Here is a 14,632-nt window from a genome sequence, read left to right as displayed (position 1 = left end):
CGCGCTACCGCGGGAACGCCCTGCGGGCCCGCCAGGTGGTGTGCTCCCGGGAGACCGCGTCCTCCGCCTCGGCGGCCAGCCGGGCCCAGCGCGCCTCGGCGTCCGGCGCCCGGAGGTCGAGGTCGGACAGCTGGTTGCCGACGTTCTCCAGCTCGCGCGCGGCCAGCTGGTAGGCGGCGGCCAGCGGGCCGAGCTGCTTGAGCTGCGTCCAGGCGATGATCGCCGCCGCCGCGGCCGAGGTGGCGCCGAAGACGTGCACCGGCAGCGCGCCGGTGGCCTGGGCGACGGCCGCCGCGGCACCGACGATGATCAGCACCGCGACGCCGAGTCCCCAGGAGACCGCCTGCGAGTCGCAGGCCTCGGCCCGGGAGCGGTACCAGGTGCGCTGGCCCTCGACCCGGGCGCGCAGGTAGAGGGTGCGCCGGGCGGTCAGGCTCTCCGCGCGCTGCCGGCGCATCTCCGGGGTGATCTCGGCGACGCTGCCGGGCGGCACGATCTCCGGATCCTCGAAGGCCCGCAGCACGTCCTCGACCTGGAGCAGGTAGCCGCGGTCGACGTCCACGGACTCGGCCTCGCCGTCGAACGGCGTGGCCCGGACGGTGTACTTCCAGGCCAGCGTCTTGACCGACTCGGCCGCCGCCCTGGCCTGGTACCAGCGGCCCTGCGGGTTGCTCCGGCGCAGCCGGGACCAGAAGTAGCCGGCCACCAGGAAGGCGGCGACCGAGAACAGCGGCCAGACGTCGAAGTCGCCCTTGTCGTCCGGGCCCGGGAACGACCCGATCACCGCGGCGACCACCAGCATCGCGATCAGGCCGCGGTACCAGCGCAGCGTCTCCCGCTGGCCGTCCAGCGATGCCTTGTCCGTCGTCCAGAACAGCTCCGGCAGAAGCTGTGCCTCGACGCCCCCCGGCGGATCCTGTTGCACCATCGGTCGAGTCCCCTCCCCCTTCTCCGTCCAGCCAGTATTCCCATCGCCAACTCGCCTACACGGGCGCATTTTTGACAACTTCCGACCGTTGGTGACGGGTGCGGCCGGAGGAGCGCCCCGCGGAAACGCCGCGGCCCCGTCCTCCCGGGGTGAAGCCGGGGAGGACGGGGCCGCGTGGGCCGTACGGCGTCAGAGCAGGCCGAGGGCCGGCATCAGGTAGTAGAAGGCGAACACCGCCGCCACCGCGTACATCGGGACCGGGACCTCGCGGCCGCGGCCGGCGGCCAGGCGCATCACGCAGAAGACGATGAAGCCCATGCCGATGCCGTTGGTGATGCTGTAGGTGAACGGCATCATCACGATGGTCACGAAGGCCGGGATCGCGATCGTGTAGTCGGCCCAGTCGATCTCCTTGATCGAGTTGGCCAGGATCAGGAAGCCGACGGTGACCAGGGCCGGGGTGGCGGCCTGGGCCGGGACCATGGTGGCGAGCGGGGTGAGGAAGAGCGCCACCACGAAGAGCAGGCCGGTGACGATCGAGGCGAAGCCGGTCCTGGCGCCCTCGCCGACACCGGCGGTGGACTCGACGAAGCAGGTGTTGGCGGAGGACGAGGTGGCACCGCCGGCCGCGGTGGCGATGCCGTCCACCATCAGGACCCTGTTGATGCCGGGCAGGTCGCCCTTCGCGTCCAGCAGGTGGGCCTCGTCGGCCACGCCGAGGATGGTGCCCATCGCGTCGAAGAAGCAGGACATCAGCACGGTGAAGACGAACAGCACGCCGGTCAGCACGCCGACCTTCTCGAAGCCGCCGAACAGGCTGACCTTGCCGACCAGCCCGAAGTCCGGCGCCGAGACCGGGTTGCCCGGCCAGGTCGGGACGGTGAGGCCCCACTTGAGCGCCGGGATGTCGGCCACCTTGTCGATGATCGCGGCGAGCGCGGTGGAGACCGCGATGCTGATCAGGATGGCGCCGGGCACCTTGCGGATCAGCAGGATCAGGGTCAGCAGCAGGCCGACCACGAAGATCAGCACCGGGAAGCCGAGCAGGTGCCCGTTACCGCCGAGCTGGAGCGGGACCGTGGTGTGGGCGGCGTCCGGGATGCGGCTGACGAAGCCGGAGTCGACCAGGCCGACCAGGCTGATGAACAGGCCGATGCCGATCGCGATCGCCTTGCGCAGACCGAGCGGCACGGCGTTCATGACCCGCTCGCGCAGACCCGTGGCGACCAGCAGCATGATCGCAAAACCGGCCAGCACGACCATGCCCATGGCGTCCGGCCAGGTCATCTTGGGGGCGAGCTGGAGCGCCACGATCGTGTTGACGCCGAGGCCGGCGGCCAGGCCGATCGGGACGTTGCCGATGACCCCCATCAGCAGGGTGGTCAGACCCGCGGTCAGGGCGGTCGCGGTGACCAGCTGGCCGCTGTTCAGGTGGGCCCCGGTGACGTCGGTGCCGCTGGCCAGGATGATCGGGTTCAGCACCAGGATGTACGCCATGGTGAAGAAGGTGGCGACACCACCGCGGATCTCGCGCGGCAGGGTGGAACCCCGCTCGCTGATCCGGAAGAAGCGGTCGACGGCGCTCGTGGGGGGCTTCGGCGCGGCGTCGGCGGGTTCGGGCGACTCGGTGGTCGGCTGGACCACAGGCATGTGCGTGCGTCCTCTGTGGGGGAGCTGAGGAGAGGGAGTGGACGCCCGGGGCGACGGTGGCCGGGCGCAGATCTTTAAGTATGGTTTCCGGATCGCACACGCGCTATCTTCGCGCGTAGAGCTCGCATGGGGCCGAGGGGCCCGCACCGCCGCCCGCCGCACCGTACGCTAGGCCCCATGCCCAAGACGCCACTGCACCCCTCGCCCCCTCCGCTGGAGGCCAACGACGTCGCCATCGTCGGCGGCGGCACGGTGCTGTGGTTCGTCGCCTTCCTCGCCCTGCTCCCCTTCCAGGGCACCCTCTCCGCGCACGGCCACGGCACCTGGCCGTGGATCTGCCTCTCCGGCGGCCTGCTCGGCCTGATCGGCCTCTGGTACTGCCGCGCCCGACGGGACGCGATCGCCCGCGGCCGCGCCGCCGAGGCGGCCGCGCACACGGCCGAACACACGGCCGAGGACAACGGCCAGAACCCGGCCACCCGGTCGGACTGAATAGTCCTTTAGTAGCACGCATCAGGCATAAGGCGCCCGTAGAGTCGGTGCCATGACGCAGCCTGACCAGCCAGCGGAAGAGCGGCCGACCGACCGGGACCGACCGGACGGAGCACACCCCCTCGGTCTGCTGCCCGGCCGGCGCGGCGGCCTGACCGCCGCCGAGGTGGCCGAGCGGGTCGCGAAGGGCCAGGTCAACGACGTCCCCGTACGGTCCAGCCGGTCCACCAAGGAGATCGTCCGGGCCAACGTCTTCACCCGCTTCAACGCCATCATCGGCGTGATGTTCGGCATCATCCTGATCGTCGGTCCGCTCCAGGACGGCCTGTTCGGCCTGGTCATCGTGGCCAACACGGCGATCGGCATCATCCAGGAGCTGCGCGCCAAGAAGACCCTGGACAGCCTGGCCCTGATCGGCGAGGCCCGCCCGCAGGTCCGCCGGGACGGCGCCGTCCAGCAGATCGGCGTCTCCGAGATCGTCCTCGACGACACCGTGCTGCTCGGCATCGGCGACAAGGTGATCGTGGACGGCGAGGTCGCCGAGGCGGACGGCCTGGAGATCGACGAGTCGCTGCTGACCGGCGAGCCCGACCCGGTCCTCAAGCAGCCCGGCGACCACGTGATGTCCGGCAGCTTCGTGGTGGCCGGTGCCGGCGCGTTCACCGCCACCAAGGTCGGCCGCGAGGCCTACGCGGCCCAGCTCGCCGAGGAGGCCAGCAAGTTCACCCTGGTGAAGTCGGAGCTGCGCACCGGCATCGACAGCATCCTGCGGATCATCACCTACCTGCTGATCCCCACCGCCCTCGGTCTGATCATCAGCCAGCTGGCCGTCGAGGGCCGGGACTGGCAGGAGGCCGTCCGGCGCATGGTGGCCGGCATCGTGCCGATGGTCCCCGAGGGCCTGGTGCTGCTGACCTCGGTCGCCTTCGCGATCGGCGTGGTCCGGCTCGGCCGCAAGCAGTGCCTGGTCCAGGAGCTCCCGGCGATCGAGGGCCTGGCCCGGGTGGACACCGTCTGCCTGGACAAGACCGGCACCCTCACCGAGGGCGGCATGGACGTGATCGACCTGCGGGTGCTCTCGAACGGGGAGCCCGCCGCCGTCGCCCCGGAGACCGTCCAGCACGCGCTGGCCGTGATGGCCGGCGCCGACGCCCGCCCCAACCCGTCCATGCAGGCGGTCATCGACGCGTACGGGCGCGGCGACGGCGGCGCCTCCTCTGGCCGCGACGGCTGGCGGGTGATCGAGGCGATGCCCTTCTCCTCCGCCCGCAAGTGGAGCGGGGTGCAACTGCTGGAGCCGCAGGGCGGCGAGGCCAGCTGGCTGCTCGGCGCGCCCGACGTGCTGCTGCCCGCCGGGCACCCGGCCCTGGCCGAGGTGGACGAACTGGGCGCCCGCGGCCTGCGGGTGCTGCTGCTCGGCCGCACCGCCGTCCCGCTGGACGCCCCCGACCCGGCGGCCGACCTCACCCCGCTCGCCCTGGTGGTGCTCCAGCAGCGGCTGCGCTCGGACGCCGCCGAGACCCTGCGCTACTTCGAGGGCCAGCGGGTCCGGGCCAAGGTCATCTCCGGCGACGCGGCGGTCTCGGTCGGCGCGGTGGCCGGCCACCTGGGCCTGCCCGGCGCCGACCACCCGCTGGACGCCCGCACCCTGCCCGCCGACCCCGAGGAACTCGCCGAGACCGCCGACCGGACCAGCGTCTTCGGCCGGGTCACCCCCCAGCAGAAGCGCCAGTTGGTCGGGGCCCTGCAGTCCCGCGGCCACACCGTGGCGATGACCGGCGACGGCGTCAACGACGTGCTCGCGCTCAAGGACGCCGACATCGGCGTGGCGATGGGCACCGGCTCGGACGCCACCAAGGCGGTCGCCCAGATCGTGCTGCTGAACGACTCCTTCGCCTCGCTGCCGTCCGTGGTGGCCGAGGGCCGCCGGGTCATCGGCAACATCGAGCGGGTCGCTTCACTCTTCCTGGTGAAGACCGTCTACTCGGTCCTGCTGGCCCTCCTGGTGATCTTCACCCATTCGCCGTACCCGTTCCTGCCCCGGCACTCCACCGTGCTGTCCTCGCTGACCATCGGCATCCCGGCGTTCTTCCTCGCGCTCGCCCCCAACAACGAGCGGGCCCGCACCGGCTTCGTGAAGCGGGTGCTGCGGCTGGCGATCCCCGGCGGCGTCATCGCCGGCACCGGCACCTTCGTCGCCTACGCGCTCGCCCGCGCCGACCACGCGACCGACCTCAAGGCCGACACCAGCGTGGCCACCCTGACGCTCTTCCTGATCGCCATCTGGGTCCTCGCCATCGTCGCCCGCCCGTACAACTGGTGGCGCCTGCTGCTGATCGGCAGCATGTGCGGCGCCTTCGCGCTGGTGCTGGTGGTGCCCCCGCTGAAGACCTTCTTCGACCTCTCGCTGGTCGGCTTCCGCGACCCGCTGACGGGCGTCGCCATCGCGGTGGTCTGCGGCATCGCCCTGGAGATCGCCTGGCGCGTCATGAAGCGCCGCGGCATGGAGTGACCCTCCCGTGGGCCCGCCGCCCGGGGCGGGCCCACGGGGCGCGGCTCAGCCCTCGAAGTCCCGGGCGGCCGAGAGCTCGTAGGCGCGGTCCGGCTCGCTGAGGGCGGCCAGCACCTCGAAGCGGCGGTGCCACTGCCCGACCGACCAGGCCAGCCCGGCGGCGAGGCCCTCCGGGGTGGCCGCGTGCAGCAGCCCGGGCACCGGCGGGACGTCGAACTCGTCGTCCTCGTCGCCGGCCTCGGCCAGCTCCGGGTCGTACGGCGGCTCCGGGGCCTGCGCCCCGGTGTCCCAGCGCCAGTCCACCGCCGCCTCGCCGCCGTCCGGCCCGACGACCAGCAGCTCCTCGTGCTCCTCGTACGCCACCGGGCAGCCGGGCAGCAGCTCCCGCACCACCGCCGGCACCCGGTGCAGCACGCCCTCGGACAGCACCCGGCCGCCCGCCACCTCGCTGGCCAGCGACACCTGCAGCCGCTCGGCGAGGTCGGCGGCCAGCGCCGGGGCGACCGGCAGCAGCGGGTACGGGTGCAGCAGCTGGACCAGGTCGGGGGCGTCGGCGACGACCGCCTCGACGGCGTCCACCACCACGGTGTGGGCCGGCCGGCGCCCGGTCTCCGGGTCCAGCGGCGGCAGCGCCCGCACCACGTCCAGCGGCTCGATCCGCTCGCGGTCCACCCGGGCCAGCGCGGTGTGGATGCCGTGCAGCTGACGGTGGCCGACCTCGGCGGCCGGGTCGGTCATCCGGTCCAGCACCTCGTCAGGACCGTGCGGCTCGGCGAGCAGCGCGGCCAGCGTGGTGCGCACCCCGAGCGCGTGCAGGAACTGCTCGTCCAGGGTGGTGCGGGCCTCGTCGTACAGGCCGCGCAGCAATGGGTCCGCCCCGGCGGCGCGCAGGCCGGCCGGCTCGCGGCCCGCCAGCACCGGGTGGTCGCGCAGCCACCACGCGGTGTACGGCGGCAGGTCGGCGTACGAGCCGTCCGGCAGCAGGGTGCGCACCGGGCCGACCACGGCGTCCCGGTACGGCGGGCGGGCCAGCGCGGCGAGCGCCTGGGGCCAGGCGTCGTCGTCCACCAGGTCGAGGTCGCGCACGGCGAGCAGCTCGGCGGCCACCGGCGGGACGCCGATCGCCTCGTCGGCCTGCAGGGCCTCCAGCGCGTCCTCGGCCCACTCGGCGAGCCCGTCCGGGGCCTCGTCCAGCAGGCCGGTGGGGTGGCCGCCGGCCGCGCGGTCGGCCGGCGCGGTCGGGTCGAGCCGCTCCAGGTCGTCCGGGTCGAGCACCACGTCCTCGGCGCGCACCAGCACGAAGTCGGCCAGCACACCGACGGCGGCGAGCACCTCCGGGCCCCAGCGCTCCAGCAGCTCGTCGTCCACCCAGCCGGCGTCCTCCTCGCGGGCGAGCGCGGCGAACGGGCTTCCGGGCAGCACGAGTTCACCGGCCCGGGCGGGCTCGCCCTCGTCGTCGAGCAGCGCCAGCCGGGCCAGCCACGGGTGGGCGCCCGGCTCCGGGGCGGCGGCCTTCACCAACGCCAGGACGGCGTCGGCGAGTTCGAGCGCCGCGTCCAGGTCGTCCTCGGCCAGCTCGTAGGAGCGGGCGACGGCGGCCCGCACCTCGGGGGTGTCCAGCACCCCGGCCGGGGTGGCGGTGCCGGCGCCGAGCTTGGCCAGCAGCGGGTGGGCGGCCTCGGGGTGGGCCAGGCGCAGGTCCAGCGCGGCCAGCGCGCCCGCCAGCGACTCGGGATAGCCGGGGAAGGCCGCCCAGTCGGCGTCCTCGGAGGGCAGCAGGACGCGCCGCGGCCCGGTGACCGTCCGCCCGTCGGCCAGCGGGACGGGCAGCGCGCCGAGCGCCTCCGGGTCGGCCGCGCCGAGCGCCGCGTACAGGTTGCGCCACCACGCGGGCTCGCGGTCCAGGCCGCCGAGCTGGTCCACCACCTCGGCCAGCGGCACCCGGCGCACGTTCAGCACCCGCAGCTCGGTGCGGCGCTCCAGGCCGGCCGGCAGCAGCCCGGGGAAGATCGGCGAGAGCGCCTCGACCACCGAGCCGTCCGCGCCCTCCAGCAGCGTCGCGTCCCGGGGCCGCAGCGCGGGCGTGCCCTCCTCGACCGGCGCCGGGTGCGGCAGGAACGGCGTGCCCGGCAGCCGGGAGAGCACCGCGGCGCGCAGCGCGTTGTCCAGCGCGCCCTGGCCGAGCGGGGCCGGGACGAGGCCGAGCGAGCCGAGGTCGGCGCCGCGGGCGCGCAGCAGCTCGGCGTAGCTGTCGGCGGCGCGCTCGGTGAGGAAGTCGGCCAGCGGGCCGGGCGCGACGTGCCGGCGGGTGGAGTCCAGCGGGTAGGAGGCGATCAGCAGCGCGGGCAGGCCGACCGGCTCGTCGCTGGGGGTCGGCGCGTGCAGCACGGAGGCGATCGCGGGCCGCTGCGGGGCGCCGTCCGGGCCGACCGGGACGGCCCAGGTCACCGTCCAGTACGGGCGGGAGCGTTCCTCGGTGGGCCGGTCGAGCAGCAGCTCGGCCGCGAGCGTGCCGGAGGCGCCGACGGTCTGCCAGAGCGTCCGCCGCGGCCGGCCGCCCGCGTCGTCGGTGACGGTGACCTCGGTGACCCCGTCCGGGCGGGCCTCGGCGGCCTCCCGGGTGAGCGTGCGGGTGCCGTCCGGGGTCTCCACCACGACCTCGCGCAGGCCGGGCAGGGTGAGCAGCAGCGCGTCGTCGATCCCGGCCAGCAGACGGCGGGTCAGGTCCTCGGCGGCGGCGTCCCGCAGCGGCAGCACCACCACCGTGTCGTAGCCCGCCGGGGCCGGCCCCTCGGCCGCGAACGGCAGCCGCAGCAGCGGCACGTGGCCGTCCCGGCGGCGCAGCTCGTCGGCCAGCTCGGGCTGGGCCCCGACCAGCGCCCGGGCCTCGCCGAGCGACCAGCGCACCCCGCCGGTGGCGCTCAGCACGGCGGGCTCGTCGGTCACGGCGAGGACGGCCGCGAAGCCGACCCCGAACCGGCCGACGGCGGGCTCCTCACCGCGCTTGGAGGAGGCGCGCAGGGTGGACAGCGACTCGACGGCGGCCGCGTCCAGCGGGGCGCCGGTGTTGGCGGCGGCGAGCACGCCGTCGGCGAGCGTCAGCCGCAGCCGGCCGGGGCCCTGGCCGGCCCGGACCGCGGCGTCGGCCGCGTTCTGCGCCAACTCGACCACCAGGCGGTCCCGGTAGCCGCCGAGCGCCAGCTCCTCCTCGGCGTTGGCGTCCTCCCGGAACCGGGCCGGCGAGGCGGCCCAGGCGGCCAGCACCCGTCGGCGCAGCGCGGCGCTGCCGAAGGGGTCCGCGAGGTGCTCGTCCGTGCCGCTGCCGATGATCCGAGGTTCCACTGGACCTGCCGCCTTCCGCTGCCCTGTTCGTCGTAGGGCATTCTTCCCTGCCCCACTGACTGCTCCCGACCACGCGCCCCGCCGGCGGCGGCCCCGGCGGCCCTCCCGCCGCCCGGAAAGCACCGCGGCCCGCGCCGGTCGGTGACCGGGCGGGCCGCGGAGGGCACGGGGCTCAGGAGTGGCCGAGCTCCTCGGCGGGGGCGTCGGGCTCGACGGAGCCGGAGGCGCGGTCGGGGTGCAGCGGGAGCGGCTCGACCACCAGCTCGTCCAGGATCAGCTCGGACGGCGCCGGCGGGGCCGGGATCACGGCCGCCTCGGAGTGCCCGCCGCAGCCGTACGCGAAGGAGACGATCTGGCCGTCGGCCGGGCCGAACTCGTTGCCGCACACGCCGAAGGCCTGCCCGAGCGAGCCGCCGATCGGGATCAGGAAGCCGCAGCTCGCGCACGAGGCCGGGGCGGCCTGCGCCATCGCGGTCTGCGGGCCGTGGGACTTCTCCCAGCGCTCGGCGGCCAGGTGCAGCCCGAGCCGGGAGAGCACCCGGCTGCGGCCCAGGCCCAGCTCCTCGGCGACGGCGTTGATCCGGGCGCGGGCCGGGGCGGGCTCGACGTGCGGGTCGGTGACGACCATGTCCTCGTCGTCCGCCAGGGCGACCGCGGAGTTCGGCGCGGGCTCGTCCTCGCCCGTCCAGCCGGGCTCCAGCCGCAGGTCGTCGGCGCCGGTGGGCAGCAGGTCGCCCGGGCCCATGTCGCCGGGGCGCAGCCGGTCGCTCCACGGCACCCACTCCGGGGCGAGCACCGCGTCGTCGCCGGGCAGCAGCACGACCTCGTCCAGGGTGACGTTCTTGGCGCGCGGCGCACGCGCGACGGTGACCGCCCAGTGCCAGCCGCGGTAGGCCGCGTCAAGGCACTCGAAGGTGTGGGTGACGACGCGGTCGGCGTCCGCCTGGACACCCAGGTGCGGCCCGACGGCCTCCGCACCGACGGCCTCCTCGGCGGCCTGGCGGGCGAGTTCGACGGCCTCGGCACAGAGCCGGTCGGGGGTACGGCTTCGCATCGCAGCACTCACGGCGTCGATTCTCTCCCAGTTCTTCTGTCGCCCACGGCGTGTTGCCTGTTCCGTCGCGGCTTGGTGTCCCACGTCCATTCTGCGCGACCGGGAGCCCCCTCGGGTACCGGCCGCGCCGCTCGACCGGCCTACCGGCGCCCCGGCGCTCCGGCGGGTCGACCCTGGGCAGGCTACCCGCCGGTCGGTGCCCCGGCACAGTCCGGGGCGGACACGGCCGTTCCGGGGCCGCGCCGAGCGGAGCCCGGTCCCGCGTCGGCTCGGCGATTCTGGGGCAGGATGGGCTTGTGGCGGACCCCGAACCGCCGCAGCACGTACTGCGTGTCCCGCAGGCCGGCAGCCCCGACCAGACGGACGCCGTGCCGCGGCAGCAGCCTCCGGTCCCCGGCGCGGGCGAACCGCCGCCGGCGGACTGCGCCGAGGCGTCCGCCGAATCCGCGGACCGGTCCGCGGCCGGGGCCCCCGACACCCCCGCCGCCTTCGACCCGGCCCCGGCGGAACCGAAGGAGCTGGAGGAGCCGGAGACCCCCGAGCCCCGCCGGCACTTCCTGGTCCGCACCGCCTCCGCCGCCGGCTCCCGCACCGGCAAGGTGGTGCACGGCACCGGCCGCCGGATCCGCCGGGCCACCGCCGCCGAGGGCGCGGGCGAGTCCGGCCTCGCGAAGCTGATCGAGCTGCACGCGCTGAACTCCTTCGGCGACATGCTGATCACCGTCGCACTGGCGTCCACCATCTTCTTCTCGGTGCCCACCGGCGAGGCCCGCGGCCGGGTCGCGCTCTACCTGCTGATCACGATGGCCCCGTTCGCGCTGCTGGCCCCGGTGGTCGGCCCGCTGCTGGACCGGCTGCCGCACGGCCGCCGGGCGGCCATGGCGACGGCCATGCTGGCCCGGGCCGTGCTGGCCTGGACGATGGCCGCGGTGATCGCCGGCGGCGGCATCGCGCTCTACCCGGAGGCGCTCGGCGTGCTGGTCGCGTCCAAGGCGTACGGCGTGGTGCGCAGCGTGGTGGTGCCCCGGCTGCTGCCGAGCCGGCTGTCCCTGGTGAAGGCGAACTCCCGGGTCACCCTGGCCGGGCTGCTGGCCACCGGCGTGGCGGCCGCGGTCGGCGGGCTGCTGCACCTGCTCGGGCCCGGCTGGCCGCTGCGCGGGGCCTTCCTGGTGTTCGTGATCGGCACCCTGATGGCCTTCCACCTGCCGCCCGCGGTGGACTCGGCCAAGGGCGAGCAGCGCGCCGTCCTGCACGCCGAGGTGCACGGCGAGGGCTCGCACCTGATCCACCACAGGCCGCCGCCGGTCAAGGCCTCGCTGCGCACCGTCGGCCCCTCGGTGATCCTGGCGCTGCGGGCGATGTCGGCGATGAAGTGGCTGGTCGGCTTCCTGGTGATGTTCCTGGCCTTCCTGCTGCGGGAGGAGCCGATCGGCGGGCTGCGGCCGACCGCGGCGCTGGGCCTGGTGGCGCTGGCGGCCGGGACGGGCAACGCGCTGGGCTCGGTGCTCGGCTCCTGGCTGCGCACCCGGGGCCCGGAGGCGACGGTCACCGCGATGCTGCTGCTGGCGACCTGCGTCACGGCGGCGGCCGCGCTCTGGTACGGCGTGGTGACGGTGGTTCTGGTCGCCGGGGCTGCCGGGATGGCGGCGTCGCTGGGCAAGCTGGCGCTGGACGCGCTGATCCAGCGGGACGTCCCGGAGGCGGTGCGGACCTCGGCGTTCGCCCGCTCGGAGACCCTGATGCAGCTGTGCTGGGTGGCCGGCGGCGCGGTCGGCATCCTGCTGCCGTTGAACGGGAAGCTGGGCCTGTCGATCGCCGCCGGGGTGGTCGGCGTGGTGCTGCTGTGGACGCTGCGCTCGCTGTTCCGGGTGGGTCTGCGGCGGCACCCGGCGGCGCCCCGGGTGGCCTGACCCGGGGCCTGGTGACAACACGCGGTGCCGACCCCCGCGTCGCGTGATCGGCCAGGCCCGGTAGATTCTGACGCATGAGCCTCAATTCCCGTGCCATCGCCGCCCTCGGCGCCGTCGTCGTGGTCGGCGCCGCCACGGTGGGCACCTCCGTCGCCATCGCCGCCGGCCAGACCGAGCACAGCTCCCACCGTGCCACCCTCACGGTCGGCAACTCCTCGATCGTCGCGGACCCGCTGTGCTGGAACGGCGGAAGCCCGATCACCGAGGACCTCCAGATGCAGTGCCAGGACAAGGCCACCGAGGCCCTGAAGAACGGCACGCTGCCCACCAGGGACGTGGTGGGCAGCGACCGGGTCGGCGTCGGGGTCTCCCCGAACGTGGCCGAGACCGGCTGGTGGGCCTTCACCAACGGCGGCTCGACCGGCCAGGGCGGGCGCTTCAGCCTGTTCTCGTACGCCAAGGGCCCGACCTGGTCGGGTTCCCAGCAGGCGAACAAGGTGCTGAACGCCAGCGGCAAGACCCTGGTCACCGTGGTCGAGGGCGACAAGAACTCGGACAACCCGGTCGCCGTCTGGTACTTCCAGCTGAACACCCAGGGCAGCTGACGGTCCTGCGATGACCGCGCACGCCGTCACCGACGGCCAGGGCGAGCAGTCGGGCCCCGCACGGGCCCGGCTGCTCGTCGTCGTCGCGGTGGCCGCCGAGGCCGAGGCCGTGCTCCGCGGCCTGCCCGGCGGGTCCGCCGCGCTGCCGCTGCCCGGCGGCACGCTGCACCGGGCCGAGCGGGTGCCGGTGGACGTGCTGGCCGCCGGGGTCGGCCCGGCCGCCGCCGCGGCCGGCGCCGCCGCCGCGCTGGCGGCCCACCCGTACGCCCTGGCCGTCTCGGCCGGGATCGCCGGCGGCTTCGCCCCGCTCGCCCCGGTCGGCGCCACCGTGCTGGCCGACGCGATCGTGGCCGCGGACCTCGGCGCCCAGACCCCCGACGGCTTCGCCGACGTCACCGAACTGGGCTTCGGCACCGTCCGGCACACCCCTCCCCCGGCCGCCGTCGCCCTGGTCGCGCGGGCGCTGGGCCCCGGTCTCACCGTCGGCCCGGTGCTGACCGTCTCCACCGTCACCGGCAGCGCCGAGCGGGCCGCCGAGCTGGCGGCCCGCCACCCGGGCGCCGCCGCCGAGGCGATGGAGGGCTTCGGCGTGGCCGAGGCCGCCGCCCGGTACGGCGTGCCCGCCCTCGAACTGCGCACCGTGTCCAACCCGGTGGGCCCGCGCGACCGGTCCGCCTGGCGGATCGGCGAGGCGCTGGCCGCCCTGGAACGGGCCTTCGCCGCGCTGCCCGTCCGGGAACTGGCCGCGGCGCACGAACCGGCCGCGCGGCACCAACCGATTGAGGAGGCCGGCCGTGGCTGAACGGCTGAGCATCGCGTACTCGCCCTGCCCGAACGACACCTTCGTCTTCCACGCCTGGGCGCACGGCCTGGTGCCCGGGGTGGACGCCCCCGAGGTGACCTTCGCCGACATCGACGTCACCAACGGCCAGGCCGAACGCGGCGAGCTGGACGTGCTGAAGATCAGCTACGGCGCGCTGCCCTGGGTCCTGGACGAGTACGCCCTGCTGCCCTGCGGCGGCGCGCTGGGCCGCGGCTGCGGCCCGCTGGTGCTCACCCTGCCGGGTGTGGACTCCCCCGCCGACCTCGCCGGGAAGACCGTCGCGGTGCCCTCCGAGCGCTCCACCGCCTACCTGCTGTTCCGGCTCTGGGCGGCGCGGGCGGTGCCGGGCGGCTTCGGCGAGATCGTCGTCCTGCCGTTCCACGAGATCATGCCCGCCGTCCGGGACGGCCGGGTGGACGCCGGCCTGGTGATCCACGAGGCCCGCTTCACGTACCGGCAGTACGGCCTGCACAGCCTGGCCGACATGGGCGAGGCCTGGGAGCAGGAGACCGGCCTGCCGATCCCGCTGGGCGCGATCGTCGCCAGGCGCTCGCTCGGTGCCGAGCGGCTGCGGGAGATCTCCGACGCGATCCGCGCCTCCGTCCGGCAGGCCTGGGCGGACCCGGCGGCGAGCCGCGAGTACGTACTGGCGCACGCCCAGGAGATGGACCTGGCCGTCGCCGAGCAGCACATCGGACTGTACGTCACCGAGTTCTCCGAGGACCTCGGCGAGGAGGGCTACGCGGCCGTCCACGCGCTGCTCACCCGGGCCGCGGCGGAGGGGCTGGTGCCCCCGCTCGACCCGGGTGCGCTCTCGTTCTAGCCGGCCCGCGTTCCCACGTGCCCGTCGGTCAGACGTCGAACTGGTCGGCCACCGCGCGCAGCAGGCCGGCCAGCTTCTGGCCGGTCGGCTTGGCGGGGTAGCGCCCGCGCTGCAGGCCGGGCAGCACCGCGTCCAGCGTGGTGATCAGGTCCTGGACGATCGGTGCCATGTCGTCGGCGCTGCGGCGCTGGGCGGCGGCCACCGAGGGCAGCGCGTCCAGCAGCTGCACGGCCATCGCCTGGTCCCCGCGGTGGCCGGCGACCACGCCGAACTCGACCCGCTGACCCGGCTTCAGCGACGTGACACCGGCGGGCAGCGCCTTGGTGTGGACGAAGACGTCGCCGCCGTCGTCGCGCGACAGGAAGCCGAAGCCCTTCGTCTCGTTGAACCACTTGACCTGGCCGGTGGGCATCTCGAACAGTCCTCGAATGGGTGTGAGGGATCCCGGCCCTGGCCGGGGATCACTGGGTGGTGGGGAAAGGCGACCGACCCC

At 75.0% G+C, this 14,632-nt stretch carries 11 protein-coding genes; 6 read left to right on the top strand and 5 right to left on the bottom strand.

Going from position 1 to position 14,632, the window contains the following annotated elements; translation table 11 throughout:
* Positions 1-4: 4 nt before the first annotated feature.
* Together ACZ5OX_RS29595 and ACZ5OX_RS29590 are read right to left on the bottom strand one after the other, a co-directional pair.
* A complete protein-coding gene (locus ACZ5OX_RS29595; RefSeq protein WP_449792732.1) occupies positions 5-928 on the bottom strand; it encodes a DUF4231 domain-containing protein in 924 nt (307 codons plus the stop codon).
* Positions 929-1,117: 189 nt separating this feature from the next.
* A complete protein-coding gene (locus ACZ5OX_RS29590; protein WP_465634279.1) occupies positions 1,118-2,578 on the bottom strand; it encodes an NCS2 family permease in 1,461 nt (486 codons plus the stop codon).
* Between the two features lie 177 nt (positions 2,579-2,755).
* Between ACZ5OX_RS29590 and ACZ5OX_RS29585 the strand changes: the two genes are divergently transcribed.
* Entirely contained in the window at positions 2,756-3,070 is a 315-nt protein-coding gene (locus tag ACZ5OX_RS29585; RefSeq protein WP_392882467.1) for a DUF2530 domain-containing protein, read from the top strand.
* A 52-nt stretch (positions 3,071-3,122) separates the two neighbouring features.
* Positions 3,123-5,582, top strand: coding sequence for an HAD-IC family P-type ATPase (locus tag ACZ5OX_RS29580; RefSeq protein ID WP_465634277.1), 2,460 nt, complete (start codon positions 3,123-3,125; stop codon positions 5,580-5,582).
* Between the two features lie 45 nt (positions 5,583-5,627).
* On the opposite strand, the gene ACZ5OX_RS29575 is transcribed toward ACZ5OX_RS29580, so the two are convergent.
* Both ACZ5OX_RS29575 and ACZ5OX_RS29570 read right to left on the bottom strand, forming a co-directional pair.
* Positions 5,628-8,924 (bottom strand): sacsin N-terminal ATP-binding-like domain-containing protein, encoded by a 3,297-nt coding sequence (locus ACZ5OX_RS29575; RefSeq protein WP_465634276.1) that lies wholly within the window; start codon positions 8,922-8,924, stop codon positions 5,628-5,630.
* A 172-nt stretch (positions 8,925-9,096) separates the two neighbouring features.
* Complete coding sequence (locus ACZ5OX_RS29570) at positions 9,097-9,978, bottom strand: DUF3027 domain-containing protein (protein WP_465634369.1); 882 nt, start codon at positions 9,976-9,978, stop codon at positions 9,097-9,099.
* A 518-nt stretch (positions 9,979-10,496) separates the two neighbouring features.
* Between ACZ5OX_RS29570 and ACZ5OX_RS29565 the strand changes: the two genes are divergently transcribed.
* The 4 genes from ACZ5OX_RS29565 (at position 10,497) to ACZ5OX_RS29550 (ending at position 14,139) form a co-directional block, all read left to right on the top strand.
* Positions 10,497-11,888 carry an MFS transporter gene (locus ACZ5OX_RS29565; RefSeq protein ID WP_465634368.1) on the top strand — a complete coding sequence of 464 codons (1,392 nt, stop codon included), beginning with the start codon at positions 10,497-10,499 and terminating at the stop codon, positions 11,886-11,888.
* A gap of 74 nt (positions 11,889-11,962) precedes the next feature.
* Complete coding sequence (locus ACZ5OX_RS29560) at positions 11,963-12,493, top strand: hypothetical protein (RefSeq protein WP_465634274.1); 531 nt, start codon at positions 11,963-11,965, stop codon at positions 12,491-12,493.
* A gap of 10 nt (positions 12,494-12,503) precedes the next feature.
* Positions 12,504-13,295, top strand: a complete 792-nt coding sequence (locus tag ACZ5OX_RS29555; RefSeq protein WP_465634273.1) for a futalosine hydrolase — start codon at positions 12,504-12,506, stop codon at positions 13,293-13,295.
* On the top strand, positions 13,288-14,139 hold the full coding sequence (locus tag ACZ5OX_RS29550) for a 1,4-dihydroxy-6-naphthoate synthase (protein ID WP_465634271.1): 852 nt from the start codon (positions 13,288-13,290) through the stop codon (positions 14,137-14,139). Before ACZ5OX_RS29555 ends, ACZ5OX_RS29550 begins: the two co-directional genes overlap by 8 nt.
* Before the next feature lie 28 nt (positions 14,140-14,167).
* Here the strand turns inward: ACZ5OX_RS29550 and ACZ5OX_RS29545 are convergent, their stop codons facing one another.
* Positions 14,168-14,551 carry a cold-shock protein gene (locus ACZ5OX_RS29545; RefSeq protein ID WP_360348240.1) on the bottom strand — a complete coding sequence of 128 codons (384 nt, stop codon included), beginning with the start codon at positions 14,549-14,551 and terminating at the stop codon, positions 14,168-14,170.
* Positions 14,552-14,632: the final 81 nt, after the last annotated feature.

It is taken from the genome of Kitasatospora sp. NPDC032121, from assembly GCF_055580145.1.
This window is presented reverse-complemented; position numbering and strand designations above follow the sequence as displayed.